31 protein-coding genes are annotated in these 23,402 nt (G+C 39.4%); 22 read left to right on the top strand and 9 right to left on the bottom strand.

The features are described 5' to 3' along the window. Positions 1-8 precede the first annotated feature (8 nt). Entirely contained in the window at positions 9-1,304 is a 1,296-nt protein-coding gene (locus AC25Y6_RS02150; protein ID WP_482101825.1) for a DEAD/DEAH box helicase, read from the top strand. After that, on the top strand, positions 1,301-2,206 hold the full coding sequence (locus tag AC25Y6_RS02145) for a deoxyribonuclease IV (RefSeq protein ID WP_482101824.1): 906 nt from the start codon (positions 1,301-1,303) through the stop codon (positions 2,204-2,206). The genes AC25Y6_RS02150 and AC25Y6_RS02145 overlap by 4 nt, the downstream gene beginning before the upstream one ends. Before the next feature lie 70 nt (positions 2,207-2,276). Here the strand turns inward: AC25Y6_RS02145 and AC25Y6_RS02140 are convergent, their stop codons facing one another. Then, the gene (locus AC25Y6_RS02140; protein WP_482101823.1) at positions 2,277-2,525 is read right to left on the bottom strand and encodes a hypothetical protein; all 249 of its coding nucleotides are present in this window, start codon (positions 2,523-2,525) and stop codon (positions 2,277-2,279) included. A gap of 102 nt (positions 2,526-2,627) precedes the next feature. Here AC25Y6_RS02140 and AC25Y6_RS02135 point away from each other — a divergent pair, with 102 nt between their 5' ends. Genes AC25Y6_RS02135 through AC25Y6_RS02125 form a run of 3 tightly spaced genes read left to right on the top strand, consistent with a single transcriptional unit; the run spans position 2,628 to position 4,674 of the window. Next, positions 2,628-3,398 (top strand): metal ABC transporter ATP-binding protein, encoded by a 771-nt coding sequence (locus AC25Y6_RS02135; protein ID WP_488139790.1) that lies wholly within the window; start codon positions 2,628-2,630, stop codon positions 3,396-3,398. Further along, on the top strand, positions 3,395-4,261 hold the full coding sequence (locus AC25Y6_RS02130; RefSeq protein ID WP_482101821.1) for a metal ABC transporter permease: 867 nt from the start codon (positions 3,395-3,397) through the stop codon (positions 4,259-4,261). The genes AC25Y6_RS02135 and AC25Y6_RS02130 overlap by 4 nt, the downstream gene beginning before the upstream one ends. Continuing rightward, complete coding sequence (locus tag AC25Y6_RS02125; RefSeq protein WP_482101820.1) at positions 4,258-4,674, top strand: Fur family transcriptional regulator; 417 nt, start codon at positions 4,258-4,260, stop codon at positions 4,672-4,674. The genes AC25Y6_RS02130 and AC25Y6_RS02125 overlap by 4 nt, the downstream gene beginning before the upstream one ends. Before the next feature lie 52 nt (positions 4,675-4,726). Here AC25Y6_RS02125 and AC25Y6_RS02120 read toward each other — a convergent pair whose 3' ends face one another. From AC25Y6_RS02120 to AC25Y6_RS02105, 4 genes are all read right to left on the bottom strand, one after another. Further along, entirely contained in the window at positions 4,727-5,305 is a 579-nt protein-coding gene (locus tag AC25Y6_RS02120) for a 5' nucleotidase, NT5C type (RefSeq protein ID WP_488141915.1), read from the bottom strand. After that, entirely contained in the window at positions 5,302-6,426 is a 1,125-nt protein-coding gene (gene ispG / locus AC25Y6_RS02115; protein ID WP_482104399.1) for a flavodoxin-dependent (E)-4-hydroxy-3-methylbut-2-enyl-diphosphate synthase, read from the bottom strand. Before ispG ends, AC25Y6_RS02120 begins: the two co-directional genes overlap by 4 nt. An 86-nt stretch (positions 6,427-6,512) precedes the next feature. Then, positions 6,513-6,848 (bottom strand): hypothetical protein, encoded by a 336-nt coding sequence (locus AC25Y6_RS02110; protein ID WP_488141914.1) that lies wholly within the window; start codon positions 6,846-6,848, stop codon positions 6,513-6,515. Between the two features lie 45 nt (positions 6,849-6,893). Then, positions 6,894-7,397 carry a DUF1189 family protein gene (locus AC25Y6_RS02105; protein WP_488141913.1) on the bottom strand — a complete coding sequence of 168 codons (504 nt, stop codon included), beginning with the start codon at positions 7,395-7,397 and terminating at the stop codon, positions 6,894-6,896. Between the two features lie 185 nt (positions 7,398-7,582). Between AC25Y6_RS02105 and AC25Y6_RS02100 the strand changes: the two genes are divergently transcribed. From AC25Y6_RS02100 to AC25Y6_RS02085, 4 genes are all read left to right on the top strand, one after another. Continuing rightward, positions 7,583-9,214 (top strand): Na/Pi cotransporter family protein, encoded by a 1,632-nt coding sequence (locus tag AC25Y6_RS02100; protein WP_488141912.1) that lies wholly within the window; start codon positions 7,583-7,585, stop codon positions 9,212-9,214. A 23-nt stretch (positions 9,215-9,237) separates the two neighbouring features. Next, on the top strand, positions 9,238-9,720 hold the full coding sequence (locus AC25Y6_RS02095) for a DUF456 domain-containing protein (RefSeq protein ID WP_482101814.1): 483 nt from the start codon (positions 9,238-9,240) through the stop codon (positions 9,718-9,720). Between the two features lie 99 nt (positions 9,721-9,819). Then, the gene (locus AC25Y6_RS02090) at positions 9,820-10,422 is read left to right on the top strand and encodes a superoxide dismutase (RefSeq protein ID WP_482101813.1); all 603 of its coding nucleotides are present in this window, start codon (positions 9,820-9,822) and stop codon (positions 10,420-10,422) included. A 123-nt stretch (positions 10,423-10,545) separates the two neighbouring features. Then, entirely contained in the window at positions 10,546-12,699 is a 2,154-nt protein-coding gene (locus tag AC25Y6_RS02085) for a peptidoglycan D,D-transpeptidase FtsI family protein (RefSeq protein WP_488141911.1), read from the top strand. 40 nt (positions 12,700-12,739) lie between these two features. Here AC25Y6_RS02085 and AC25Y6_RS02080 read toward each other — a convergent pair whose 3' ends face one another. Together AC25Y6_RS02080 and AC25Y6_RS02075 are read right to left on the bottom strand one after the other, a co-directional pair. Further along, positions 12,740-13,231 (bottom strand): hypothetical protein, encoded by a 492-nt coding sequence (locus tag AC25Y6_RS02080; RefSeq protein ID WP_488141910.1) that lies wholly within the window; start codon positions 13,229-13,231, stop codon positions 12,740-12,742. Continuing rightward, positions 13,228-13,626 carry a hypothetical protein gene (locus AC25Y6_RS02075; protein WP_488141909.1) on the bottom strand — a complete coding sequence of 133 codons (399 nt, stop codon included), beginning with the start codon at positions 13,624-13,626 and terminating at the stop codon, positions 13,228-13,230. The genes AC25Y6_RS02080 and AC25Y6_RS02075 overlap by 4 nt, the downstream gene beginning before the upstream one ends. A 135-nt stretch (positions 13,627-13,761) precedes the next feature. Here AC25Y6_RS02075 and rpmG point away from each other — a divergent pair, with 135 nt between their 5' ends. The 5 genes from rpmG to AC25Y6_RS02050 all read left to right on the top strand — a co-directional run bounded on the left by rpmG (position 13,762) and on the right by AC25Y6_RS02050 (position 17,941). Then, positions 13,762-13,911 (top strand): 50S ribosomal protein L33, encoded by a 150-nt coding sequence (rpmG, locus tag AC25Y6_RS02070; protein WP_179391711.1) that lies wholly within the window; start codon positions 13,762-13,764, stop codon positions 13,909-13,911. A 62-nt stretch (positions 13,912-13,973) separates the two neighbouring features. Next, complete coding sequence (locus AC25Y6_RS02065) at positions 13,974-14,555, top strand: 5-formyltetrahydrofolate cyclo-ligase (RefSeq protein WP_488141908.1); 582 nt, start codon at positions 13,974-13,976, stop codon at positions 14,553-14,555. After that, on the top strand, positions 14,552-14,740 hold the full coding sequence (locus tag AC25Y6_RS02060) for a YqgQ family protein (protein WP_482101808.1): 189 nt from the start codon (positions 14,552-14,554) through the stop codon (positions 14,738-14,740). The genes AC25Y6_RS02065 and AC25Y6_RS02060 overlap by 4 nt, the downstream gene beginning before the upstream one ends. Before the next feature lie 137 nt (positions 14,741-14,877). Next, positions 14,878-16,770 carry an LTA synthase family protein gene (locus tag AC25Y6_RS02055; protein WP_488141907.1) on the top strand — a complete coding sequence of 631 codons (1,893 nt, stop codon included), beginning with the start codon at positions 14,878-14,880 and terminating at the stop codon, positions 16,768-16,770. A 73-nt stretch (positions 16,771-16,843) separates the two neighbouring features. Continuing rightward, entirely contained in the window at positions 16,844-17,941 is a 1,098-nt protein-coding gene (locus tag AC25Y6_RS02050; RefSeq protein WP_482104391.1) for a YqgU-like beta propeller domain-containing protein, read from the top strand. Positions 17,942-18,077: 136 nt separating this feature from the next. Here the strand turns inward: AC25Y6_RS02050 and AC25Y6_RS02045 are convergent, their stop codons facing one another. Further along, on the bottom strand, positions 18,078-18,254 hold the full coding sequence (locus tag AC25Y6_RS02045) for a DUF2759 family protein (RefSeq protein WP_482101805.1): 177 nt from the start codon (positions 18,252-18,254) through the stop codon (positions 18,078-18,080). Positions 18,255-18,413: 159 nt separating this feature from the next. On the opposite strand from AC25Y6_RS02045, the gene AC25Y6_RS02040 reads away from it, so the two are divergent. Continuing rightward, positions 18,414-19,052 (top strand): MBL fold metallo-hydrolase, encoded by a 639-nt coding sequence (locus AC25Y6_RS02040; protein ID WP_482101804.1) that lies wholly within the window; start codon positions 18,414-18,416, stop codon positions 19,050-19,052. Positions 19,053-19,113: 61 nt separating this feature from the next. Here AC25Y6_RS02040 and AC25Y6_RS02035 read toward each other — a convergent pair whose 3' ends face one another. After that, the gene (locus tag AC25Y6_RS02035; protein WP_482101803.1) at positions 19,114-19,356 is read right to left on the bottom strand and encodes a DUF2626 domain-containing protein; all 243 of its coding nucleotides are present in this window, start codon (positions 19,354-19,356) and stop codon (positions 19,114-19,116) included. A gap of 321 nt (positions 19,357-19,677) precedes the next feature. On the opposite strand from AC25Y6_RS02035, the gene comGA reads away from it, so the two are divergent. From comGA to AC25Y6_RS02000, 7 genes are read left to right on the top strand one after another with little or no spacing between them, the layout of a single operon-like run. Then, positions 19,678-20,685, top strand: a complete 1,008-nt coding sequence (gene comGA / locus AC25Y6_RS02030; RefSeq protein WP_482101802.1) for a competence type IV pilus ATPase ComGA — start codon at positions 19,678-19,680, stop codon at positions 20,683-20,685. Continuing rightward, on the top strand, positions 20,678-21,733 hold the full coding sequence (gene comGB, locus AC25Y6_RS02025; protein ID WP_488141906.1) for a competence type IV pilus assembly protein ComGB: 1,056 nt from the start codon (positions 20,678-20,680) through the stop codon (positions 21,731-21,733). The genes comGA and comGB overlap by 8 nt, the downstream gene beginning before the upstream one ends. A gap of 10 nt (positions 21,734-21,743) precedes the next feature. Beyond that, positions 21,744-22,085, top strand: a complete 342-nt coding sequence (gene comGC / locus AC25Y6_RS02020) for a competence type IV pilus major pilin ComGC (protein WP_488141905.1) — start codon at positions 21,744-21,746, stop codon at positions 22,083-22,085. Then, complete coding sequence (locus AC25Y6_RS02015) at positions 22,072-22,509, top strand: prepilin-type N-terminal cleavage/methylation domain-containing protein (RefSeq protein WP_482105511.1); 438 nt, start codon at positions 22,072-22,074, stop codon at positions 22,507-22,509. The genes comGC and AC25Y6_RS02015 overlap by 14 nt, the downstream gene beginning before the upstream one ends. Then, complete coding sequence (locus AC25Y6_RS02010) at positions 22,502-22,801, top strand: hypothetical protein (protein ID WP_482105512.1); 300 nt, start codon at positions 22,502-22,504, stop codon at positions 22,799-22,801. Before AC25Y6_RS02015 ends, AC25Y6_RS02010 begins: the two co-directional genes overlap by 8 nt. Then, complete coding sequence (comGF, locus tag AC25Y6_RS02005) at positions 22,786-23,235, top strand: competence type IV pilus minor pilin ComGF (protein ID WP_482105513.1); 450 nt, start codon at positions 22,786-22,788, stop codon at positions 23,233-23,235. Before AC25Y6_RS02010 ends, comGF begins: the two co-directional genes overlap by 16 nt. Continuing rightward, a complete protein-coding gene (locus AC25Y6_RS02000) occupies positions 23,216-23,395 on the top strand; it encodes a hypothetical protein (protein WP_482103061.1) in 180 nt (59 codons plus the stop codon). The genes comGF and AC25Y6_RS02000 overlap by 20 nt, the downstream gene beginning before the upstream one ends. The last annotated feature ends 7 nt before the right edge of the window (positions 23,396-23,402 follow it).

Below are 23,402 nucleotides of genomic sequence, written 5' to 3'. Positions count from 1 at the left end.
GGTTACGAATGTCTAAATTTACAGATTATCAATTTAAACCGTTTATACGTGAAGCAATCGGGAGGCTCGGCTTTGAGAATCCGACACCGATTCAAAAGGAAATTATACCGCTTATCCTGAAAGGGACAAATGCGATTGGACAAGCACATACAGGGACAGGTAAATCACATAGTTTCCTCATTCCAATACTGGAACGGACAGATGTATCTGTTGATGAATTGCAAGCAGTCATCACCGCACCAACAAGAGAGCTTGCAACGCAACTGTTTAACGAGCTTGCTAAGATGACTGAAGGTACTGAAGTACGTACATCACTACTCATAGGTGGTACAGACAAGCAACGATCAATTGGGAAACTAAAATCAAATCCCCATATTATCGTTGGAACACCAGGGCGAATCAGTGATATGTCTGAAAATGGAGCTCTTGCTATCCATACTGCAAAAATTTTAGTTATCGATGAAGCGGATCTTGCATTTGATATGGGCTTTATCGAGGATATCGATAAGTTTGCATCGAAAATGCCCGCTAAATTGGAAATGTATGTTTTCTCTGCTACGATTCCAGAGAAATTAAAACCGTTCCTTACGAAATATATGGAGTCACCTGTTCATGTGAAAATTGGTGAACGTAAACCATTGACGGAAGGGATGCGCTATTCTCTCGTTCCTGTTCGCGGTATGAACAAAAGAAAGAAATTGTTGCAAGTAATGGAGGGAATTAATCCCTATTTGGCAATTATCTTTATGAATACAAGACAAAATGCTGAAGGACTTGCAACTTTCCTTGCAGAAAGCGGCATTAAAGTCGGAAGAATTCATGGAGATTTAACACCGCGCGAACGGACACGGATGATGAAACAGGTTCGTGATCTTGAATTCCAATATATAGTAGCGACAGATCTTGCAGCGCGCGGAATTGATATTCCGGGTGTCAGCCATGTAATCAACTTTGAACTTCCTGATGACCTTGAGTTTTTCATTCACCGCGTGGGTCGTACTGCACGAGCAGGGCTTAAGGGGACAGCAATTACATTATATGAACCTTCTGAGGACGACAAAGTAGTGAGAATTGAAAAGATGGGTATTCCTTTTGTCCATGAAGAAGTGAAAAATGGTGAATGGGTTGAAGTAAAAGAACGCCATTCAAGAAGAAATAGAGTTAAGGAAACAGACGATATTGACCGCAAAGCAATTTCGTTCGTACCAAAGCCATCGAAAGTAAAACCTGGCTATAAGAAGAAAATGGCTCAGCAAGTTGAAAGTTTTAAAAAGAGGGAAAGGAGATTGAAACGTAAAAAATGATAAATGATAAACCATTATTGCTTGGCTCCCATGTTTCGATGAGTGGTAGTAAAATGCTACTGGGCTCGAGTGAGGAAGCTGCAAGTTACGGAGCAACTACATTTATGATTTATACCGGTGCACCGCAAAATACGCGGAGAAAACCGATTGAGGATCTGAATATTGCAGCAGGTCATCTAAATATGGAGGAAAATGGACAATCTAATATCGTCGTCCATGCTCCGTACATCATCAACATAGCGAATACGTTTAAGCCTGAAACTTTCAGACTCGGTGTTGATTTTCTGCAAAGTGAAATTGAACGGACGGCTGCACTTGGCGTTGACCAAATTGTTTTACATCCAGGCGCACATGTCGGAGCAGGTGTAGATCTCGGAATTGCAAAAATTATTGAAGGATTAAATGAAGTGCTTTCACAAGACTACCCAGTTCGCATAGCCCTCGAAACGATGGCGGGTAAGGGGACTGAGTGTGGCCGTAGTTTTGATGAAATAGCTGCAATTATCGATGGTGTGACACATAACGAACGTTTATCTGTTTGTTTCGATACCTGTCATGTCCATGACGCTGGGTATGATATCGTAAATGATTTCGAAGGTGTGCTAATGGAGTTCGATAAGATAGTTGGAATGGATAGAATTTCGGTCATTCACGTAAATGATAGTAAGAATGAGCGAGGGGCAATGAAAGACCGGCATGAAAATATCGGATTCGGTCATATCGGTTTCGAACCTCTTTCTTATATCGTGCACCACGAGGGATTCCAGACGGTGCCTAAAATTCTTGAAACTCCATTTGTAGGTGTTGATCCTAAAAAGAAAACTGCGCCTTATAAATATGAAATAGAAATGTTTAAAGCGAAATCATTTCAGCCTGATGTAATTGATTTATTAAGAGTCTAATAAGAAAATCCCGCCTGCAAAGTTTCAAAGTGCAGGCGGGATTTTAGTGTATAAGGTTGTTTACGTTTTTTCACTGGGTGGAGTCTAAATATTTCTTGAATAGTATTTCTGTTTTTTTATCACCTATAACGATTCTAACTTTATTAATGAACGTTTCAGGGACACCTGTGAATAGCCAATGAAATGAAATTTCATCCAGTAAAGGGCGAAGCGCCCTAATTTCTGATTTTGAAAGATCGATACCATATTGTCCTGCAATGACTTTGACTTCAGCATCGCTACGTGTCTTCACTTCATTTAATAGTTGAACATAATCCATTATTGATTCCTTCTTTCTTAAATGGTTGTATCCCCTCGTGCAATAGTTTATAATTTGACGAGTGAATCGTAATGATTCCTGTTTCGAGAAAGGAATAGTAAAATGACAAATAACATTATTCAATTGGACGATGTCAGTTTCAGTTATGAGCAGGCAATCGCTCTTGATCAAATCTCTCTCGAAGTAGGAGAAGGGGAATTTTGGGCCTTGATAGGACCAAATGGGTCCGGTAAATCAACTCTAATTAATATTATTCTTGGTCTATTACAGCCATCCAGTGGTTCGATAAAATTGTTTGGTGCAGATATAAATTCATTTAGACACCGGGAACGAATTGGTTATGTTTCACAGAAATCTAATTCATTCAATTCTGGTTTTCCGGCGACAGTCCGTGAAGTCGTGCGCAGTGGTTTGACTCGAAAAGTAGGATTGTTCAAGAGTTTTTCGAAAAAAGATGAGCACCGAACATTGGAAGCACTTCGCATCGTTGGAATGGATCGTTTTGTCGGTCGGAATATGGGTGAATTATCTGGTGGCCAACAGCAGCGTGTTTTTATAGCAAGAGCGCTTGCAGGGGAGCCGGATCTTCTAATTATGGATGAACCCACTGTTGGAATTGACCAACAGAATGTGGCATCGTTTTATTCTATGCTTAATAAACTAAACCGTGAGCATGGAATAGCAATCTTGCTTGTAACACATGAAATTGACCTCGTGACGGATCTCGCAACGCATGTAGCCTGTTTAAATCGGTCGATTCATTTTCATGGCAGACAATCAGATTATAAAAAAATGGAAGACGAAGACGTTTCAAGATGGTATGGCCACCCTGTTCGACGCGTTCACCAGCAAACGAATGAGGTAAAACGATGATTAATGATATTTTATCCTATGAGTTTTTACAGAATGCATTCTTATCCGGATTAATCATCGGAGTTATTGCTCCTTTACTTGGCTTGTTTATCGTCGTCAAAAGGCTTTCACTCATCGCCGACGCACTTAGCCATGTTGCTCTTGCTGGAATCGCCGGAAGCCTTTACTTGAGCCAGCAGGTGCTGTTTTTCAGTGCATTGAACCCTGTTTACTTTGGGATTGCATCCGCTGTGGGCGGATCGTTGCTAATTGAAAAACTAAGAGGTGCATATCGTCATTATGAGGAACTAGCTATTCCGGTTATCATGTCTGCGGGAATAGGGGTAGGAGCAATTTTCATTTCATTATCGCAAGGGTTCGGCTCCGATTTAATCGGCTATTTATTCGGTTCCGTTTCGGCGGTTAGCAGACAGGACCTACTTGTTGTTGTCGTTATTGGAATCATCGTGGTATTATATATCCGTTTTCTGTATAAGGAATTATTTGTCTTATCATTCGATGCGGAGTATGCAAAGGTTTCAGGTATTAATTCACGGTATATCCAAATGATCCTCATGATTATAACGGCTCTTGTCATTGGGGCTTCGATGCGGATTGTTGGTATCTTGTTAGTCTCATCGCTCATGACGATTCCTGTGGCATCGGCAATTCAGCTCGCAAAAAGCTTTAAGGGTGCGATGATCTATTCAATTATATTTGGCGAATTGGCTGTTATTATTGGACTTATTTCCGCGTATCATCTTGATATCGCCCCGGGGGGAACAATTGTCGTTACGTCAGTACTGGTTCTATTAGTCGTTCTTGTTTGGAAGAAAATACAGGGAGGGCGCAATGCCCATGCGGTTAAGGAGGAATTGGTATGACACTTGATGAGGCTTGGCGTCTTCTCCAGGAAAAACAGTTTAAACGAACAAAAAATAGAGATACCATATTACAGTTATTCTCTGAAAATGATCGTTATTTAACAGCTCTGGAAGTTAAAAACTTTATGGAAGACGATAATCCTGGAATTAGCTTCGATACAATTTATCGTAATTTATCAACTTTTTCAGAACTAGGTATACTAGAAGAAACCGATTTAAATGGAGACCGGCACTTCCGAATGCAGTGTGATCCGGGCGTTCATCATCATCACTTTATATGTACAACTTGTGGAAAGACACGAAGCATAACACATTGCCCCATGGAAATGATTACCGTCAATTTACCTGACTATGAAGTGGAAGGGCATAAATTTGAGATATACGGAAAATGTCCATTATGTGTCATAAACTAGAAAACGGTGTGAATCTCTATTAATAGAGATTCACACCGTTTTTATATTCGATTTAAGCTATCAAAACCGGGAATAGCTGTTTGATAACATTATTTGCTTCTTGCCAGTCGTAAACTCGGATGACACCATCGGGAATGGGATTCCGATTATACGGTGTATCGAATAATATGACTGGAATATCAAGCTCTTCATGAATTTCAACTGCATTGTCATGCTTGTCTTCAAAAAATGCATGAACATCAAACTTTTTCGCTGTTGCAATTTTATTGTGACTACCGATGAGTTCGATATGATCGTAAGGAATATCCTGCAATTTGAACCAATCAAGTGTGGAATCATATACTTGATGACCCCTTGCAGAAATGTAATAAAGTTCGAACATTTCTTTCCAATCGGTCAAAACTTGTTTAGCGAATTTTTGCGCAGGAGAAGTTTCGTAAATGCCCGTTTCGGCTCCTTTATACCACTCGAAGAAGATTTTTTCATCAACCGGAAATGCTTTTGTCAGATCATATTCTTTTATATCATCTAGAACAAGATTGCATCCGAATTGCTCATTGATATGTGGCAGTAAAGAAGTAGGGCAAGTTACTGTACCGTCGATATCAATGCCGAAGCGAAGGTTTCTCATTCGACTTTCTCACCTTGTATGAGAAGTTCTTCTTGTCTTTTCTTTTCGAAATATTCTTCTGCGAGTTTGTCTATTTCAATTTTCAATTCTTCCACCATAGTTGCTTCTGGAACTTTTCGAACTGTTTTCCCTTTCATGAAGAGGAGACCTTCACCACGTGCTCCTGCAATTCCAATATCGGCTTCACGTGCTTCGCCGGGCCCGTTTACTGCACAGCCGAGAACTGCAACTTTTAGTGGGGCTTTAATATGTGAAATATATTCCTCTACTTCATTTGCTATGGTAATGAGGTCGATTTCAATTCTTCCGCAGGTTGGACATGAAATAAGTGTTGCTGCATTGGAAGAAAGACCGAATATTTTTAGTAACTCGCGAGCTACTTTGATTTCTTGAACAGGATCAGCACTTAATGAGACTCGCATCGTGTTGCCGATGCCTGCGGATAGAAGTGTACCTAAACCGGCAGAGCTTTTAATAGACCCTGAAAATAGTGTTCCAGACTCCGTGATGCCCAGGTGTAATGGATAGTCGAATGCTGCCGCCGCTTTTTGATAGGCCTCGACCGCTAAATTTACATCTGAAGCTTTCAATGACACAATGATGTCGTGGAAATCGAGGTCTTCAAGAATTTTGATATGGTGCAAAGCGCTTTCTACCATACCATCAGCAGTTGGATACCCGTACTTTTCTAGAATTTTCTTTTCAAGTGAACCGGCATTAACACCGATTCGAATCGGAATGCCTTTAGCCTTTGCAGCGTTGACGACTGCTTCGACTTTGGCTTGTCTACCGATATTTCCAGGATTGATGCGAATCTTATCGGCACCTTGTTCAATAGCGATTAACGCCAACTTGTAATCGAAATGGATATCGACAACGAGAGGAATGTTAATCCGTTTTTTTATTTCACCGATTGAATAAGCTGCACGTTCGTCCGGACAGGCAACTCGTACGATTTGACACCCTGCTTCTTCCAAACGCAAAATTTCTGCTACTGTCGCTTCAATGTCATGCGTTTTGGTAGTCGTCATACTTTGAATGAATAGCTCATCGCTCCCCCCGATAGTCAAATTACCGACTTTTACGGGACGTGTGTTCTTTCTATTTATCATTGCACTCATTTGTTTCTCTCCTTAGTTGGCAATTAGCCTTATAACTATAACTATTTTAGCAATCTTCATGCCAAAAAGACAAGGGACAACCCTTATCAATTAGAACCTGCACACTTCTCCGTTAGCAAGCTGGATAGTGGTAGAACAACTTTTTCTCCGCCAATAATCTGCTGGTTTTGAAGATGAGGATTAAAGGAATAGAAGGAAGACAACCTATCGATGAAACTGGATTCAGTATCCGGGTAAAGTGCAAATAGCGTTTCAATAGTGTCCCCAGCAACTGTCGTAACAGTTATGGATGTACTTTTTTCTTCTTCACATTGTTTTTGTTCATTCTTAAAAGAAGCGAGTGGGATAGTGCCTTCCACTAGATCAATTCGGATGAAATGGAACGTTACGAAAAGTAAAACTGCGAGTAGTAGTATTTTCATGGAAATTCCCCCTTCCGCCACTATATGCACGTAAGGGGGGAATATTCATCTAGTTATTTTTGGATAATACTTAGCCGCCGCTGCGATATAAGCTAGATGAATAGAAAATGTAATTACTGTACTGAAGGTCTTTAGTGCAGGCAAGAAATCGAGTCCTATCGTCATAAGAATTGGTAAGGTAATCGCAATAGCAGAAGTTCTCCACATATGACGGTACTCACCACGTCTTTTCATCAGTTTCAACACAATTATTCCTATTAATCCAAAAAGACTAACCCTGAGGAATATGTAGGAAGTGCTGATGACGAGTTGGAGCAGGAAAGCCATTGGATAGACCAGTTCGCCAATTGTTTCACCGTGTTCTAATTGTTCGGGTGAGGCTTCGAAGAGAACCTCGTTCCCTCCCAGGTAACGTATGAATGAGAGGGTTGTAAAAATAGCAACAAAAATGAATATATAGCCGAACACCTTGCCAATCGGAAGTAAGCGGAATGCAGCTAGTTTTTTGGGTTCAAATAGGGATGCTTTAAATAGCTGGTGGAACTTCATTTTTTACCTCCTCCATCTATTCTAATTCTATCATTTTGTCCACAACAATATCTGACAGTATGATGACACTTCTAAAACTGATTGTAAAGGGATTGTAAAGTTTGGATTGCTTCTATTTACAATTCGATACAGCTATTCCCATAATAAGATGCACTATATAAAGTTAGATGGAGGTCGACTGCATAATGGAAGTTAACTGGCAGGAGATGTTGTTCCAGTTTCTTGGTGGACTCGGAATTTTCTTGTTCGCAATCAAGTATATGGGAGACGGACTTCAAAAAGCAGCCGGGGATAGGTTGCGTGCAATTCTTGATCGTTTCACGACGAACCCGTTCATGGGCGTATTGGTCGGAATTATTGTTACAGTCTTGATTCAGTCTAGTTCAGGTACAACTGTCATTACGGTGGGACTTGTCAGTGCCGGTTTCATGACACTTCGTCAAGCGATTGGCGTGATAATGGGTGCAAATATCGGGACAACGATTACGGCTTTTATCATCGGATTAGATGTAGGGGCGTATGCACTTCCAATTATGGCTGTTGGTGCATTTCTAATCTTTTTCATTAGAAAGAGCTCAATTAGAAACTTGGGTGAAGTCATCTTTGGCTTTGGAGGTCTATTCCTGGGCCTTGAACTAATGAGTGGAGGTATGAAGCCTCTCAGGGAATTGGAAACATTCACGGATCTTATGGTTTCCATGAGTGACCAACCAATGTTAGGTGTCGTTGTTGGAACGGTATTTACACTAATTGTTCAAAGCTCGAGTGCTACGGTTGGGATTTTACAGGGTCTTTATGCTGAAAATCTTGTAGACATTCACGGAGCTCTGCCAATTCTATTTGGTGATAATATTGGAACGACAATAACAGCGGTTCTTGCGTCAATCGGCGCATCAGTAGCGGCAAAGCGTGCAGCTGCTACACATGTATTGTTTAATATTGTCGGGACAATTATCTTTATGTTGTTACTGGTACCTTTCACGGCATATATAGTGTGGTTATCAGATGTACTCAATCTTGAAAATAAAATGCAAATTGCTTTTGCGCACGGTACGTTCAATATTGTGAATACGATTATTCAGTTTCCTTTAATTGGAGCTTGGGCTTGGTTGGTTACAAAATTGATTCCCGGCGAAGATGTTACGATTGAGTACAAACCGAAACATCTGGACAGGCATTTTATAGAACAATCACCAGCTGTTGCAATTGGACAAGCGAAAGAAGAAATCATTCGAATGGGCGAATTTGGAGTGCGTGGTTTGCAAGAGTCTTTTGAGTATTTAAAGACAGGCAATAAAAAACATGCGGAGACGGCATATCAAATTGAAGATGCCATCAATAACCTTGATCGAAAAATTACAGACTATTTAGTTGAGATTACAACAGTAAGTATTTCGCCGGTAGAATCTGCACGTCACTTCATGCTTATGGATACTGTGCGTGATATTGAGCGGATAGGTGATCACTTCGAAAACATTGTAGAACTTATTGATTACCGCGATGTAAACCGAGTTAAACTGACAGCAGATGCAATGGATGACTTAACTGAAATGTTCACATTAACGATTGAAACAGTTCAAAAAGCCGTTGAATCACTTAACTCGAATGATGTTGATTTGGCCAGAATGGTGGCTGAAAAAGAGGTTCTCATTGATAGGATGGAACGGAAATTCAGAAAGAATCACATTTTAAGGCTAAATGAGGGTCGTTGTACAGCGCAATCGGGAATGGTGTTTGTAGATATTGTCTCTAATTTAGAGCGAGTCGGTGACCATGCTGTGAATATCGCGGAAGCAATTCTTGGAAACAGGGCATAATCGTTTTTTAGGGGGATGAATTTATGGAGTTTGTAGGTTGGATTGTTGCGATTGCTATGTTTATTATTGCTTTTGCCGGACTCGTATATCCAATCATTCCGTCAGCCCTCTTTATAGTTGGAGGTTTCCTCCTATATGGATTTATCGATACTTTTGACGGAATGACTATTTGGTTTTGGATTATTCAAGTGTTGTTCGTTATCTTGTTGTTTGGTGCAGATACATTGTCGAATCTCGTCGGTGTGAAAAAATTCGGTGGTTCTAAGGCTGGTATGTGGGGAAGTACAATCGGACTTTTAATTGGTCCTTTTGTTATTCCGGTTGCGGGTATTTTAATTGGCCCATTTCTAGGAGCAGTCATTGCAGAACTAGCCGTATCGCGCGCGGGAGTGAAGCAAGCGGTGAAAACAGGTATTGGTTCGCTAGTCGGATTTTTAACTTCAGTGGTGACAAAAGGGCTGGTTATGGTTATTATGATTATTGTATTTGTATTCTATGTTAGATAAAAAATGATGTAATAGTCCATTTTGTTTGAACGTTTTCAATAATTTTGCTAATGTTGAATGCGTAACGTATTTATGAATCTCTCGAGGAGGAATGTACAAATGGCTTACAAACTACCAGAACTACCTTATGCAGAAAATGCACTTGAACCACACTTTGACAAAGAAACGATGAACATTCACCACACGAAACACCATAATGCATATGTGACGAACTTGAATAACGCACTAGAAGGAAATGAAGAACTTCTAAACAAATCAATCGAAGATCTAATTGCGAATCTTGATGCAGTTCCAGAAGACAAACGTACTGCTGTCCGTAACAATGGCGGAGGACATGCGAACCACTCACTATTCTGGGAACTACTTTCACCAGAAGGCGGCGGTAATCCTTCAGGTGCACTAGCGGAAGCGATAGATAAGAAATTCGGTAGTTTTGATGCATTCAAGGAAGAGTTTGCTAAAGCAGGAGCAACTCGTTTCGGATCTGGATGGGCTTGGCTTGTACTAAACGGCGGAGAGCTTGAAATCACGTCAACTCCAAACCAAGATTCACCAATCATGGAAGGCAAAACGCCTCTTCTTGGTCTTGACGTTTGGGAACACGCATATTACTTGAACTATCAAAACCGTCGTCCTGACTACATTTCAGCATTCTGGAATGTTGTTAATTGGGATGCGGTAGCAAAACGTTTCAGTAATTAATTTTTATTCTACTTAATTCTTCGATGAAAAGGAACCAAGCACACATCTTGTTCGTCAAGATGTGTGCTTTTCCATTTTTGAATGTTATAATTCAACATGGATAAACGAAGAAAGGAGGACAATATGAAAAAGAAGATAGGTAAGGCGGATCAAGCTAAAATACGCCAACGGAAACATATCGCTTTCCGGATGAACTTCCTATTCTTTTCTATTTTTATCCTGTTTTCAATGTTAATTTTCCGTCTTGGCTATTTACAAATCGTCAAAGGTGAAGATTATTCCCGTGCGCTGGAAAGAACGGAAGAAATCGCTGTTAATACAAGCGTACCTCGGGGCAGGTTATTTGATAGAATGGGGCATGTCCTAGTTGATAATGATCCGAAAAATGCCATTACATATACGAAGACGACATCTACCAGTTCGCTAGAAATGCTGAATATCGCTAAAAAACTATCCGAATTGATTGAACAAGATACAAAAAGGATAACAATGGGCGATAAAAGGGACTTTTGGATATTAAATCATCCCGAAGAAGCAGTTAAAAAAGTTTCTGAAAAAGAATTGATGACGCTTCAGAAGGATAGTTCACTTTCACGAATGGAAGTTCAGCGGAAGATAAATGGACTTACACGAGAACGAGTTACGAAAAAGGAAATAGATTCTTTCTCTGAAAAAGATCTTGAGGTGTTGGCGATTTACAGGGAAATGATGTCAGGTTATGCTTATTCTCCGCAAATCGTTAAAAGTGGAGATGTCTCGGAAGAGGAATTCGCAGTAGTGTCCGAGCGCCTTGGAGAATTGCCAGGTGTCGATACAACGACGGACTGGGAAAGAGTTAAGAAATCAGATAATACGATCCTCGGATCAACTACAAGTCCGATAGAAGGTATTCCTAAATCTAGGGAAGATTATTTTTTGGCAAGAGATTACTCCAGAAATGACAGGGTTGGAAGAAGTTACATCGAACAATATTATGAAGAACTGCTAAAAGGACAGAAAACAATTGTAAAGAATATTAAAGACCGCAGCGGCCGTGTCGTCGAAACAAAGACAATAAACGAAGGCGAACCCGGTAAGGATTTAATATTAACGATTGATAGTGAAATGCAACAGGAACTCGAGAAAATTGTGTCTGATAAACTTTTGGAATTGAAAAGGGGACCAAATTCGGGGGAACTGGATAAAGCTTTCTTAGTTATGATGAATCCTAATAATGGCGAGGTTCTTTCACTTGTTGGAAAGCAAGTCGTTACTAATCAAGAAACAGGTAAGCTCGAAATTTGGGATTATGCATTTGGTACTTTTACTGCACTCCATGAAGCGGGTTCAACAATCAAGATGGCGACGCTTCTTACGGGTTATCAGGAAAATGTGGCACGTATCGGCGAAACGAAGATAGATGAACCAATTAACATCGGTGGTGGTATTACAAAAAGATCGCTGTTTAATCAAAACGGTAGAGTTGCTGTAAATGATATTCAAGCAATCGGTAGGTCTTCAAACGTTTATATGTTCCGAATCGCAATGGCCATGGCGAATTCTAACAATAGCTCTGGAAAATCGGCACGTAGTATTGAAAATGCATTTGATACGTTCCGACAATCTTTTGCGTCTTTCGGACTTGGAACAAAAACCGGCATAGACTTACCAGGGGAGTCAGGCGGTCTAATTGGCAATAGTAATGGGATAGGTATTTTAATGGATTTATCCATTGGCCAGTTCGATACTTATTCAACACTTCAGCTCGCCCAGTTTGTCTCTACAGTCGCAAATGGCGGCTATCGGATAGCTCCTAAGGTGTTGAAGGAAATTCGCGAACCTTCCGAAGATGGAAAAACTTTAGGCCCTCTTATTCAGGAGACGGACATTAAGGTTTTAAACAGAATAAAAAATACCGAAGCGGAGATCAACCAAGTGAAGCGTGGAATGCACTATGTCTATTATGGGCAAAACGGGACAGCCAGGAATCTCTTTGCTGGAAAAGATTATGATGCCGGTGGGAAGACGGGAACCGCACAAGCAATCAGTTCAGGTAAAAATACAATCAATTTATCCCATGTTGGCTTTGCCCCTTTTGAAAACCCGGAAATTGCCTATGCAGTCCTTATTCCAAATATATCCACAAATCAGAGAAGCTATCCACCTGCACAGAATGAAATTATTCAGCAAGCTGTGGACAAATATTTCACGCTGAAAGCGAAAAGGGCTTCAGAAGGAGTCTCGCCAAGCATAACTCAACCAATTATCCAGGCGCCTGAAGTGGAATCTGAAAAATAAATAGAAAGTAGGGAAGCCAGAAAAATGGTTTCCCTACTTTCTATTTTACAGTCGTAATTACTTTAGCAATAGCATGGAAATCCATTGACGAATCTACTATATGTTCCCCAATTTGAATCTTACCTGTTAGCCCATTACCAGCAAGAAAGGCATCAAATATAGATGCATCTTCTATAATGCCCATTCTTTCCAAATCAGCTGAGACGATTGTGGAATTTGAACCCGATTCAATCATTAAAATTGTCTTTGTAGCAGTGTCTGTGGTTGGGGAGTTACTTTCAGTTACAAAATCTTGCTTGTCATTCACCTTCTCCTCAGTCTTCGCTAGGTCAGGCTCCTTAACGGTTGATATGGTTTGAGCGATAGCTAAAAGTTCTTTTGTTTTGGCGAGTTCCTCTCGAAGTTCTACGACTTCACTTTGCGATTGCTGTGCTTTGGAAGGAGTTATACGTTCGCTTTCGTTGATGAAATAGAGAATCCCTCCGGCAAGAATACACGCGGTCCCGAGTATGCGTAACATATTCTTTATCATGAAACCACACCTCTAGATTGCAATACTGCGATTACCTCTCCGTTTGTTAAGGAAGAGCGTTTAGCAATATCATTAACGGAATATCCTTGGGAATGTAAAGACAAGATTTGGTTAACGATGATTTCATGTACTGGCTTTGTTTGCTTTTTAGCTGTATTGCTTGAAGGTAGAGAACCGGCACCAATCATTAACTCTTCTTCGATAGTTTTAACTCTTTTTTTTAGGCTATTCGTTTCTTGGTGGAGACTAATTGAAACTTTCTCCAATTCGTCCGCATAGTGGGACGCAGAATTACCGATAAAAAATGATGCCAGTATACTTATAAGTCCAATAACAAGAAGAATTATCGGAATGTCCATTTCATCACTTCCTTTGCTTGCTTCTTTTGCTACCATTTTACCATATGCATTTCGTTATGGTAATTTCAATCTTTCTAGTGGACATATACTTCTGATGTGGTACACTTAATTAGTCGTATAAATCATGCTCATATAAAATTTTACATTCCTGATGAGTGGGAGGGACCAACAATGCGCGTAAATATTACACTTGCTTGCACAGAATGCGGTGAGCGCAATTATATTTCAAAGAAAAACAAGCGTAACAATCCAGAACGGATTGAAATGAAAAAATACTGCTCACGTGAAAAGAAACAAACTTTGCATCGTGAAACGAAATAATCGCTCAGACCAAAACCTTCATCGGTTTTGGTCTTTTCATTTCAGAACTGGGGGTAAGAAAATTGAGTAAAGATTTTTTGAGGAGACAAATGCTAGTTACATTGAATAATATGAGCAACGCAGATCACAAAAAGAAGTCGTTGGAAATTACTCAAAAAGTACTTGAATCGGATGAATTTCAAAGTGCGGGCACAATCGGGATAACGATTTCTCGTTATCCCGAAGTGGACACACGTGCGCTTATCGAAGCGGCTTGGAAAACTGGGAAACGAATTGCTGTACCTAAATGTTTGCATGCAACCCGCGAAATGGATTTTCGTTCTATTACTACGTTCAACAGTTTAGAAACAGTCTATGTCAATCTTTTGGAACCAATTATCGAAGAAACGGTTCCTGTTGCAAAACATGAAATTGATTTGCAAATTGTACCCGGCGTAATTTTTTCCGATGAGGGTTACAGAATTGGTTTTGGTGGGGGTTATTATGACCGTTACATGAGCGATTTTAAAGGTGCTACATTATCATTGGCATTTTTATGCCAGACAGGTCAAGAGGTCGCTATTGAATCCCACGATGTTCCTGTCAATAAAATTTTTACCGAAGAAAAGGTTATCATCAGCCAAAATGGAGGAGACTGTGAGTGAAAGACTTTTATGGGGTCCTCCAATTACTAAAGCGATTTGGCATATATGTCTATACAGGAAATAAAATTGATGATATTGATTTTGTACAATCCGAAGTAAAGGACTTATACGAAAGTGGACTCCTGATGAAGGAAGACTACTTGAAAGCTATCCTCATATTACGTCAAGAAGCAGCTAAATTATGAAATAGGGACTGGGAATATCATTCTCATGAACTTTTTTCAACGTATTGTGAAACTATTGTTCAGTTACAACGTCTAAAATGTAGTAAGATTAAGAACGACTTGTTTTTATATCATTTTTTTTGAAAGGAAGAGAAGGAATGAAAAAAATAGTATGGCCTAAACATTCCGTACTCATCGTCGCAATTGTCGCAACATGGTTAACAACATATTTCGGTTATATTACAAGTTTTAATATGAAAATCGATAATATGATGCAGGAATTCATTCTGTTTTTGAATCCTCTTAGTTTTCTTCTATTCGTATATGGTATTGCGCTATTCATCAAGAGTACGAAAAGACGTAACATCTATTTACTTACAGTAAGTATGTTAACTTCAATTATTATGTTTAGTAATGCAGTTTTTTATAGATTCTTTAATGACTTCATTACTGTACCTGTTCTATTTCAAACGAGTAACTTCAGTGATCTTACATCATCGGTTACTGCCAATATTCATGCAACGGATATATTTTTTTTCACGGACGTGCTAATCATCTTCTTGGCAATCCGCTTTATTCCGAAAAATAATAGCGTTGAACAACGAAGTAAAATTGCACGCAAACTTTACTTTGTCATGTCTGCTGCAATTATGATGGTGAATTTGGGCCTTGCCGAAATGGAAAGACCACAATTATTAACACGTAGTTTTGATAGAGAACTTCTCGTGAAAAATATCGGAACGTATAACTACCATATTTATGATTTGTTCATTCAGTCCAAGACCCACGCTCAACGTGCGCTTGCAGATGGCAGTGAACTTGTCGAAGTAAGTAACTATATTAATGCGAACTACGCTGCTCCCGATCCAGAGATGTTTGGTACTGCGGAAGGTCGTAATGTAATTGCCATCTCTCTAGAGTCCTTACAGTCGTTTGTCATTAATGAAGAGATGGATGGACATGTCATTACACCATTTTTAAACGAATTATCGAAGGATCCTGATACATTCTATTTTCCTGAGTTTTATCATAACACCGGTTTAGGAAAGACGTCGGATTCAGAGTTCATTCTTGAAAATTCACTTTACCCTAGAAATGGTAGCGCAGTATTCTTCACGAATAGTGGAAATACGTACAATTCAATGGCTGAAAGACTTGGCGAAGAAGATTACTTCACAAATGTAATGCATGCAAATAATCGGAGTTTCTGGAATAGAGATATCATGTATAACTCTCTAGGAATCGATAAATTCTATGATTTAGAAAGTTACAGTGTGGGTGAGGGGCAAGCAGTCAACTGGGGTATGAAAGACATACCATTCTTAGAACAGTCAGTGGACATTATGAAAGATATGCCGCAGCCATTCTATTCGAGATTGCTTACATTAACTAACCACCATCCATTCACATTGGATGAAGAAGATAAACTTATTCCAGAGTATACATCCAATTCAGCTACATTGAATAGATATTTCCAAGCCGTGCGATATATGGATGAGGCTATCAAAGTTCTCTTCGATGACTTGAAAGCAAACGGTTTGTATGATAATTCAATTATCGTCATGTATGGCGATCATTACGGCATTTCCGAAAATCATAATAAGGCAATGGGAATGTACTTAGACAAAGAGATTACACCTTTTGATAATGCGAAACTGCAAAGGGTTCCACTGTATATCCATATTCCGGGTCATGGAAAAGGAAAAACAGTTGACCAAGTTTCATCACAAGTAGACTTGAAACCTACAATTCTTCACTTAATGGGTATAGATACCAAGGATGATATGCAACTTGGTGCTGACATTTTCTCTCCAAGTCATGAACCATTTACAATTTTCCGTGATGGACGTTTTGTAACTGATAAAAATGTCTACACGCAAGAGGTTTGTTATGATAGTGAAACCGAAGAGGAAACTGATATAAGCGAGTGTGAGCCGTTTATTGAACGTGCTATGACTGAGCTTAATTATTCGGATATGATTATTAACGGCGACTTACTTAGATTTAAAGATGAACAGACAAATTTACCTGCAGTAAATAGTAAAGAATAAAAGTGAATTGGATCTGCACGGAACTCTCCGTGCAGCCTTTTTTTAACCTAAATACGGAAAAGGGGGAGACGCGGTGAGAAAAAGGTTATTCATCTTTTGTGTAGCACTCCTGTTGGTAACAGGATGTACAGAAGAGACTGATGAAATCATTGAAAACTCAAAAGACCTTGAAGAAAATGCGTTTAAAGAAGTGAAAGAAAAAGAAATTAGTAAGACATTAACAGCTGACTCCGCAAAGTTCCATTTTGTAGTGGATTGGTTAACAGAGACCAAGATTGTCTATGTCGAAAAGGAAAATGGGCTTTATCTATTGAAAACATTTGATTTGGAATCAGGTCAATCAGATATTGTTTATGAAGAAAGTTCTATAATTATTGATGTTCTAATCCACCCTTCTAAGAATTATTTTTTACTACATACTAGCGATAATTCCACGTCTGCAATAATTAAGATAGTCAGTATGGATGGCGCGATACATGATGAAATTAAAGTTGCATCCACAGAGCTGGAAATTGAATGGAACGATATCGATCCATCACTCATCCTTTTCACAGCTTTTCATGAAGATTGGACATTCGATTTGCTATTATATAATGGGGAAAAGAAATCTCTAGAACTTTTAGCGATTGAAGATCCTTTTCCGAAATGGCTTGGCAAAGACAAGGTTGCAGTCAGTCAAATTGAGGGGCACATACTTGATGGAGGAGAAATACATATTTTTGAGCCCGCCACTGAAAAATGGGACCAATTAGAGGTGGATGAAGTCGTTTATTTTGATACATATGAAGAGTCACTGCTTGTTGTTACAGTGAATGAGGAGACAGATGCGCATTACTCCATTATGGACAAGGACGGAAAGATTCGTTCAGAATGGATGATGCCTGTTATTAGTAATTATTCGGAATGGGTTATCCCTAAAGTTGAATGGATTTCAAAGGATACCGTATTGCTTTCTTCTCCTGTAGAGGGGGGGCAACTTGATGAACTCCTTTCACCCTATCGACTAATACGAGTAACTGAAGGACGTCAAGATGTTGTAGCTGATGAAATCGCATCTGGCCTTCTTCGTTGTTCACCTTCGGGAGAAAAATGTTTAACAGGCAATTCCTCGGAAAATTTGATTGATGTAGTTTCCGCGGTTGAGAATTTGTGGCTAAATTTTACTGAATGATAGAACACTGAGACTGGGCGTCTGCTAAAGCACGACCCGGATGGATTTGTGAATTGACTATATTTTAAGAAGTTAATAGTTCTATTCAAAAAAAGACTCTCCTGCGAATTAACGCAGGAGAGTCTTTTTGTTCTAATTATGCAGTAGGTGGGAACCCTTGAAAAACAAGTGTAGCAATTGTGAAGCCGCCGAAAATAACTGCAGCTCCAAGATTAAATAAAATACTTAAAGCGTTTCGTTGCTTGAATGCTTGGACTGTACCAACAACCGCTAAGATTGCGATGAGTCCAAAAATGACCATCAATAAGTTCATAGGGATGACACTCCTTTCAACAATAAAAAATGAATGCCGATTTAGCGATATTCCTCTTCTATTGTACTGTTTCCAAACATTTTTGTCGAGGTATATAAGTGACGATTATTTGAAATTGTATTTCATCTTGCGTAATATGTTTTGAAGGAGGTGGAGGCCATGCTTAAAATCAATACATACTCGCTTGGACCGATACAGACAAATTGTTACATCATAAGTGATGAAGCGGGTAATTGCCTAATCATAGATCCTGGTGAAGAAAGTGGACGGCTTATTAATAAGATAAAAAGCAAGGAACTAACCCCGATTGCGGTTCTTCTGACTCATGGGCACTTCGATCATATCGGAGCAGTTGAGAGTATTAGAGATCGCTATAACATTCCAGTCTATATTCATGAAGAGGAGCAAGATTGGCTCCTGGATCCAAAACTGAATGGATCTGCCAAATATCCACAACTACCGGATATATATTGCAAAAAAGCAGATGAAATTATTTTCAATGAAGGAATAATGTCTATTGGACCATTTACCTTTGAGGCAAGGCATACACCTGGCCATTCTCCAGGAAGTGTTTCGTACGTCTTTACATCATCTCGCTTCGCGATTGTAGGAGATACATTATTCAAGCAAGGTGTTGGTAGGACGGATTTACCTGGAGGAAATACGGGAGTTTTACTTACATCTATTCATGACAAGTTATTATCTTTAGATGATGATTTTGTAATTTACCCTGGACATGGAGCTCCAACTAATCCCGGGGATGAAAAAGACTCAAACCCTTTTTTGAACGGATTTTAAGCGAATGATTCATTTAAAACAAAAAAACAGCCAGAAATAGGCTGTTTTTTTGTATGTACTATTAGTGGCCAGCGCCAGGTACGTGAATAAACGTTGAGTAGTAGCTGAAACCAACCATAAACACCATCAGATAAGCTCCGAATAGGTACATGTACATACGCTCTGTCAGGTTCAAATATCCAAGTAGTAGGAAGAACCCTGTGTTCGCAACAAAAAGAAGTGCGGCTGGCAGCATGTCTCCAATATAAAACATTACTGCGAAAATACCAGTCCAGAAGCCCATCAACTTAAACATGTTATCCATGTGCGTCCCTCCTTAATAAAACATTACAATAAGCTCCCATTCATTATAAAGGATAACAACTGCAGATGTAAACTCCAATCGTTCTTTCATTGTGACAAAGACGTGTATAAGCTGTATTTTTATGAAAAATGAGATTTACTAGGTAAAAAAAGGCCAAATATGAAATATCCCTTCTTTTCCGCGATACACAATTCGACTTTGAAGGAAAGTATTCCAATCTGCAATTCAAAATCGTATAATATGACATAGGTTGAATGCAGATTATTCAACCTATTAAACAGTTAAATACCGTTACATTTAAAAAAGAAAGAGGGGTGTTTAATGATTAGAAATGACAACGTAGTAGAACAGAAAAGTTTTCAACTCTTAGAAAAAGCGATTAAATATGAAGCTTCAGATATCCACCTTATCCCCACGAAGGAAGGATATGATATATCCTTCAAAAAAGATTTGAAACTGGACCGGTCTGGAACAATTCCCCCACAGTTAGCGGGCCGTATGATTTCATTTTACAAATTTTTGTCCTCACTCGACATCAGCGATAAACGTAAACCCCAAAGTGGTTCATTTCACAAACAATTCCAAGGAGAGAATTTTTCTTTTCGCGTATCAACAATCCCTTCAATTCAAATGAAAGAAAGTGTTGTCATTCGGCTGCAAAGGCATGACCGGATTGTTTCCATCGACGAGCTCTGTATGGAGAAAGAATGGGCAGATAAATTGCGTCAGGCGATGTCTGAGCCGCAGGGACTGCTTCTATTGACCGGTCCGACTGGAAGTGGAAAGACGACTACTATCTATTCTTTAACGGCCCATTGTGTAAATAATCTTGAGCGACATGTGATTACATTGGAAGATCCTGTTGAAAATAATCATTCACATCTTCTACAAATTCAAGTAAATGAGCGTTCCGGCATGACATACTCCGCTGGCCTTAAAGCGATATTGCGCCATTCACCTGATGTGATCATGATAGGTGAAATTCGAGACAGTGAAACCGCTAAAATCGCAGTTCAAGCAGCATTGACCGGTCATTTGGTATTAACTACTGTTCACTCCAAGGATCCTGTCGGTTGTTTTTATAGGATGATGGATTTTGGTGTTTCCGCGGAAGAATTACGACAAACAATCGTATGCATTTCAGCCCAACGCCTAATTCGAAATAGTTCCGGTGAAAGAGGGGCTGTATTTGAAATTATTCAAGGAGATAGGCTTGCCCAAATTACTGACTCAATTATGAGCGGGGAAAGAGTAATCGTACCGGATGATTTAAAAGTGGAGTCGCTCATCCGGAAATATAGCCGCTCAAGTGTGATACGGGATGGATAGACGTTTAAGTAAATCAATGTTGCGTAAAAAGAGAACTCTTCAAAATCGACCGGTATTTCTGAAAAGACTAGCTGTTTTACTAACAGAAGGCTATACCTTCTATGATGGCGTTACTTTACTATTGCCACACCATATGAAAGTTTATAATCCGATGTTGGAAATGATGGATGCCGATTTTAAAGAAGGTTTTGGGGTGACCCACGTGTTGGCGCGGTTAGGATTTTCATCGGGGGTACTTCTTCCTGTTGCGATTGCGGAAATAGATGGGCGCGTTGCACAAGCTTTGGAGGGGGTGTCTGTACGTCTCGAAAGAGCTGAAGAAAAAAAGAAAAAATTAAAAAACCTTTTAATTTATCCAGTTTTCCTTTTTCTTATTATTTCAGCACTGCTAATAGCGTTTCGTAAGTTTTTTCTGCCCAATATGGAAAACCTTGCAATTTCAAGGGGAAATGAAGGGGATGGGTTCGTTTCAATGTTGCCCTCACTTGTTACGAAAATTCCTGATGTCATTATAAGTATTGCGTTAATAACGGCACTGCTCACGGTTATTGGCATCTTTGTTTATAGCAAACTGCTACCCGAAACTAAAATACAAGTAATGATGACTATTCCTATCGCAGGAAGTTTTTTTTCAACAGTAAAGACCCGAGACTTTTCAAGTGAAGTTGGAAGCTTACTTCAATCGGGATTATCTATGCAAGACGCGCTAGATATATTAATTCATCAAAAAGTGGATTCAGTTTTAAGTGAAATTGCTGGAAATGTAAAAGAACAAGTCATTTTCGGAGAATCATTTCATACTGCTGTCAGCAGAACAAAGGGATTAAAGGAGCAGTTATCTGCATTTGCCAAACATGGTGCGGATAGCGGTTTTCTACCGAAAGAGTTGCAACTGTACAGCGAGCAACTCAGTGAAACAATCGACGAAAATCTGACAAAGGCTTTAGCGGTTCTTCAACCAGCTTTATTCAGTATCATCGCAATTTGTATTTTAGCAGCGTATCTCGCATTATTATTACCCGTTTACGGAATGATGGATAAATTATAGGAGGGGTTATATGAAATTAATTCGTAATGAAAAAGGGTTCACATTAATCGAAATGATGATCGTATTATTAATCATCTCGGTTCTCATTCTCATTGCCATTCCAAATGTCACAAAACATTCTAAGTCAATTGATGAAAAAGGCTGCGCAGCTTACATCAAAATGGTACAAGGCCAGGTTGAGGCTTATAAAATGGACAAAAAACACGTGCCAACTATGAGTAATTTAGAAGATGAACAATATTTACCGGGAACTGCGCAGTGTCCAGACGGAACCCTTTTAGTAATAGTGGACGGCAAAGTGGATAAAGTGGGTGGGACGGCAGGTTCAGGAGCAGACGGTGGAGGAAACTAGGGAAAGTGGATTCACGTTCCTTGAAATGATTCTTGTATTAGCTGTCCTGTCAATTATGACAGCAATCATTTTACCTATCGGGGATCAATGGATTCGAGTGAAATCAGAAGATGATGCCCTTCAAGTATTTATTGCGTCCGTGCAAGACATGCAAGCCTATTCCATGGCGAATTCTGTAATAACCCAATTGGAGTTCAAACATTCCGGATCTGAATTTACTACTTCTGAACTAAGTGGAAAAGTAATTGCAAGGAATGTATTTCCTGAAGGCATGCATTATCTAAGCAGTAGTACATCATCGAAAGTGGGGTTTCATGCAAACGGAGATATTATTAAAGCTGGCACACTTGCATTCTCGACAAGTTCAGGTGTGATTGAAATACGGTTACAATTTCAGCGTGGAAGGATGATTATTTATGAATGAAGGGGGCTATTCGTGGCCGGAAACGATACTGACATTGACTATAGTAATTGTGATATTTGGCACACTACTTCCTTTCTCCACTTTCGCGACTTCCAAACTACAGTTAAAAAAGGCGGCAATGTATGCTTCGGAAACCGCATTACAAGGCGCTATCTATTTTAAAGCATATGGATTATCGGAAGGTGTCCGGAAGATTGAAGAAATCGATTATAAGTGGTCCATTCATGGACAAGCTGTCTGTGTGTCATATGAAATTATTGATAAGGTGTACGATAAATGCGTAAATACCTAAAGGTACGTGACGAAAAGGGCTATACGTTCCTAGAAAGCATTTTCCAACTAACTGTATTGTCTATTTTTCTTCATTTATTTATTTTGTTCTTTTTTTGGAAAGAGCCAATAGAGGAAAAGTTCTTTGACACCTCCTCCACAGAGTGGGAACTGTTTTCACTGGATATGCAAAAACTGCTTTCAGATGTTAGTGAAATTCAATTGCTTTATGAAGGAACTACTTTTCGTCTTGTCACAAGCCGTGGGAGGATAAACATAGGACAAAGTGGGACTGTCATTAGAAAACTAGTTAACGGAGAGGGACATGTCCCATTGATTACGGGAGTTCAGTCAGTGAGATTCACTTATGACGGTATGACTTTAACTGCTCATGTATTGCTGCTTAATGGTTCAGTAAAAGTAAGGGGGTTTGCGGTTGGATTGTATCCGGAATGAAAATGGAGCCATGCTTGCAGCAACAATTATTTTATTATTTTTCGTTAGTCTCTTTCTTTTCTCCCTCGTTTCATGGCATGATAGTCTACAAAGGAATTACGATTCGCTTGAGACGTATTATGAGAACGAAACGGTGAGGACAATGAAACGGAGCGGATAAGCATATT

It is taken from the genome of Sporosarcina sp. Y1004 (genome assembly GCF_057669665.1).
This window is presented reverse-complemented; position numbering and strand designations above follow the sequence as displayed.

What these genes read in the sequence shown, in the direction of transcription:
- AC25Y6_RS02150 (WP_482101825.1), top strand. Translation starts at nt 9, where the DNA reads ATGTCTAAATTTACAGATTATCAATTTAAACCGTTTATACGTGAAGCA.
- AC25Y6_RS02145 (WP_482101824.1), top strand. Translation starts at nt 1,301, where the DNA reads ATGATAAATGATAAACCATTATTGCTTGGCTCCCATGTTTCGATGAGT.
- AC25Y6_RS02140 (WP_482101823.1), bottom strand. Translation starts at nt 2,525, where the DNA reads ATGGATTATGTTCAACTATTAAATGAAGTGAAGACACGTAGCGATGCT.
- AC25Y6_RS02135 (WP_488139790.1), top strand. Translation starts at nt 2,628, where the DNA reads ATGACAAATAACATTATTCAATTGGACGATGTCAGTTTCAGTTATGAG.
- AC25Y6_RS02130 (WP_482101821.1), top strand. Translation starts at nt 3,395, where the DNA reads ATGATTAATGATATTTTATCCTATGAGTTTTTACAGAATGCATTCTTA.
- AC25Y6_RS02125 (WP_482101820.1), top strand. Translation starts at nt 4,258, where the DNA reads ATGACACTTGATGAGGCTTGGCGTCTTCTCCAGGAAAAACAGTTTAAA.
- AC25Y6_RS02120 (WP_488141915.1), bottom strand. Translation starts at nt 5,305, where the DNA reads ATGAGAAACCTTCGCTTCGGCATTGATATCGACGGTACAGTAACTTGC.
- ispG (WP_482104399.1), bottom strand. Translation starts at nt 6,426, where the DNA reads ATGAGTGCAATGATAAATAGAAAGAACACACGTCCCGTAAAAGTCGGT.
- AC25Y6_RS02110 (WP_488141914.1), bottom strand. Translation starts at nt 6,848, where the DNA reads ATGAAAATACTACTACTCGCAGTTTTACTTTTCGTAACGTTCCATTTC.
- AC25Y6_RS02105 (WP_488141913.1), bottom strand. Translation starts at nt 7,397, where the DNA reads ATGAAGTTCCACCAGCTATTTAAAGCATCCCTATTTGAACCCAAAAAA.
- AC25Y6_RS02100 (WP_488141912.1), top strand. Translation starts at nt 7,583, where the DNA reads ATGGAAGTTAACTGGCAGGAGATGTTGTTCCAGTTTCTTGGTGGACTC.
- AC25Y6_RS02095 (WP_482101814.1), top strand. Translation starts at nt 9,238, where the DNA reads ATGGAGTTTGTAGGTTGGATTGTTGCGATTGCTATGTTTATTATTGCT.
- AC25Y6_RS02090 (WP_482101813.1), top strand. Translation starts at nt 9,820, where the DNA reads ATGGCTTACAAACTACCAGAACTACCTTATGCAGAAAATGCACTTGAA.
- AC25Y6_RS02085 (WP_488141911.1), top strand. Translation starts at nt 10,546, where the DNA reads ATGAAAAAGAAGATAGGTAAGGCGGATCAAGCTAAAATACGCCAACGG.
- AC25Y6_RS02080 (WP_488141910.1), bottom strand. Translation starts at nt 13,231, where the DNA reads ATGATAAAGAATATGTTACGCATACTCGGGACCGCGTGTATTCTTGCC.
- AC25Y6_RS02075 (WP_488141909.1), bottom strand. Translation starts at nt 13,626, where the DNA reads ATGGTAGCAAAAGAAGCAAGCAAAGGAAGTGATGAAATGGACATTCCG.
- rpmG (WP_179391711.1), top strand. Translation starts at nt 13,762, where the DNA reads ATGCGCGTAAATATTACACTTGCTTGCACAGAATGCGGTGAGCGCAAT.
- AC25Y6_RS02055 (WP_488141907.1), top strand. Translation starts at nt 14,878, where the DNA reads ATGAAAAAAATAGTATGGCCTAAACATTCCGTACTCATCGTCGCAATT.
- AC25Y6_RS02045 (WP_482101805.1), bottom strand. Translation starts at nt 18,254, where the DNA reads ATGAACTTATTGATGGTCATTTTTGGACTCATCGCAATCTTAGCGGTT.
- AC25Y6_RS02040 (WP_482101804.1), top strand. Translation starts at nt 18,414, where the DNA reads ATGCTTAAAATCAATACATACTCGCTTGGACCGATACAGACAAATTGT.
- AC25Y6_RS02035 (WP_482101803.1), bottom strand. Translation starts at nt 19,356, where the DNA reads ATGGATAACATGTTTAAGTTGATGGGCTTCTGGACTGGTATTTTCGCA.
- comGA (WP_482101802.1), top strand. Translation starts at nt 19,678, where the DNA reads ATGATTAGAAATGACAACGTAGTAGAACAGAAAAGTTTTCAACTCTTA.
- comGB (WP_488141906.1), top strand. Translation starts at nt 20,678, where the DNA reads ATGGATAGACGTTTAAGTAAATCAATGTTGCGTAAAAAGAGAACTCTT.
- comGC (WP_488141905.1), top strand. Translation starts at nt 21,744, where the DNA reads ATGAAATTAATTCGTAATGAAAAAGGGTTCACATTAATCGAAATGATG.
- AC25Y6_RS02010 (WP_482105512.1), top strand. Translation starts at nt 22,502, where the DNA reads ATGAATGAAGGGGGCTATTCGTGGCCGGAAACGATACTGACATTGACT.
- comGF (WP_482105513.1), top strand. Translation starts at nt 22,786, where the DNA reads ATGCGTAAATACCTAAAGGTACGTGACGAAAAGGGCTATACGTTCCTA.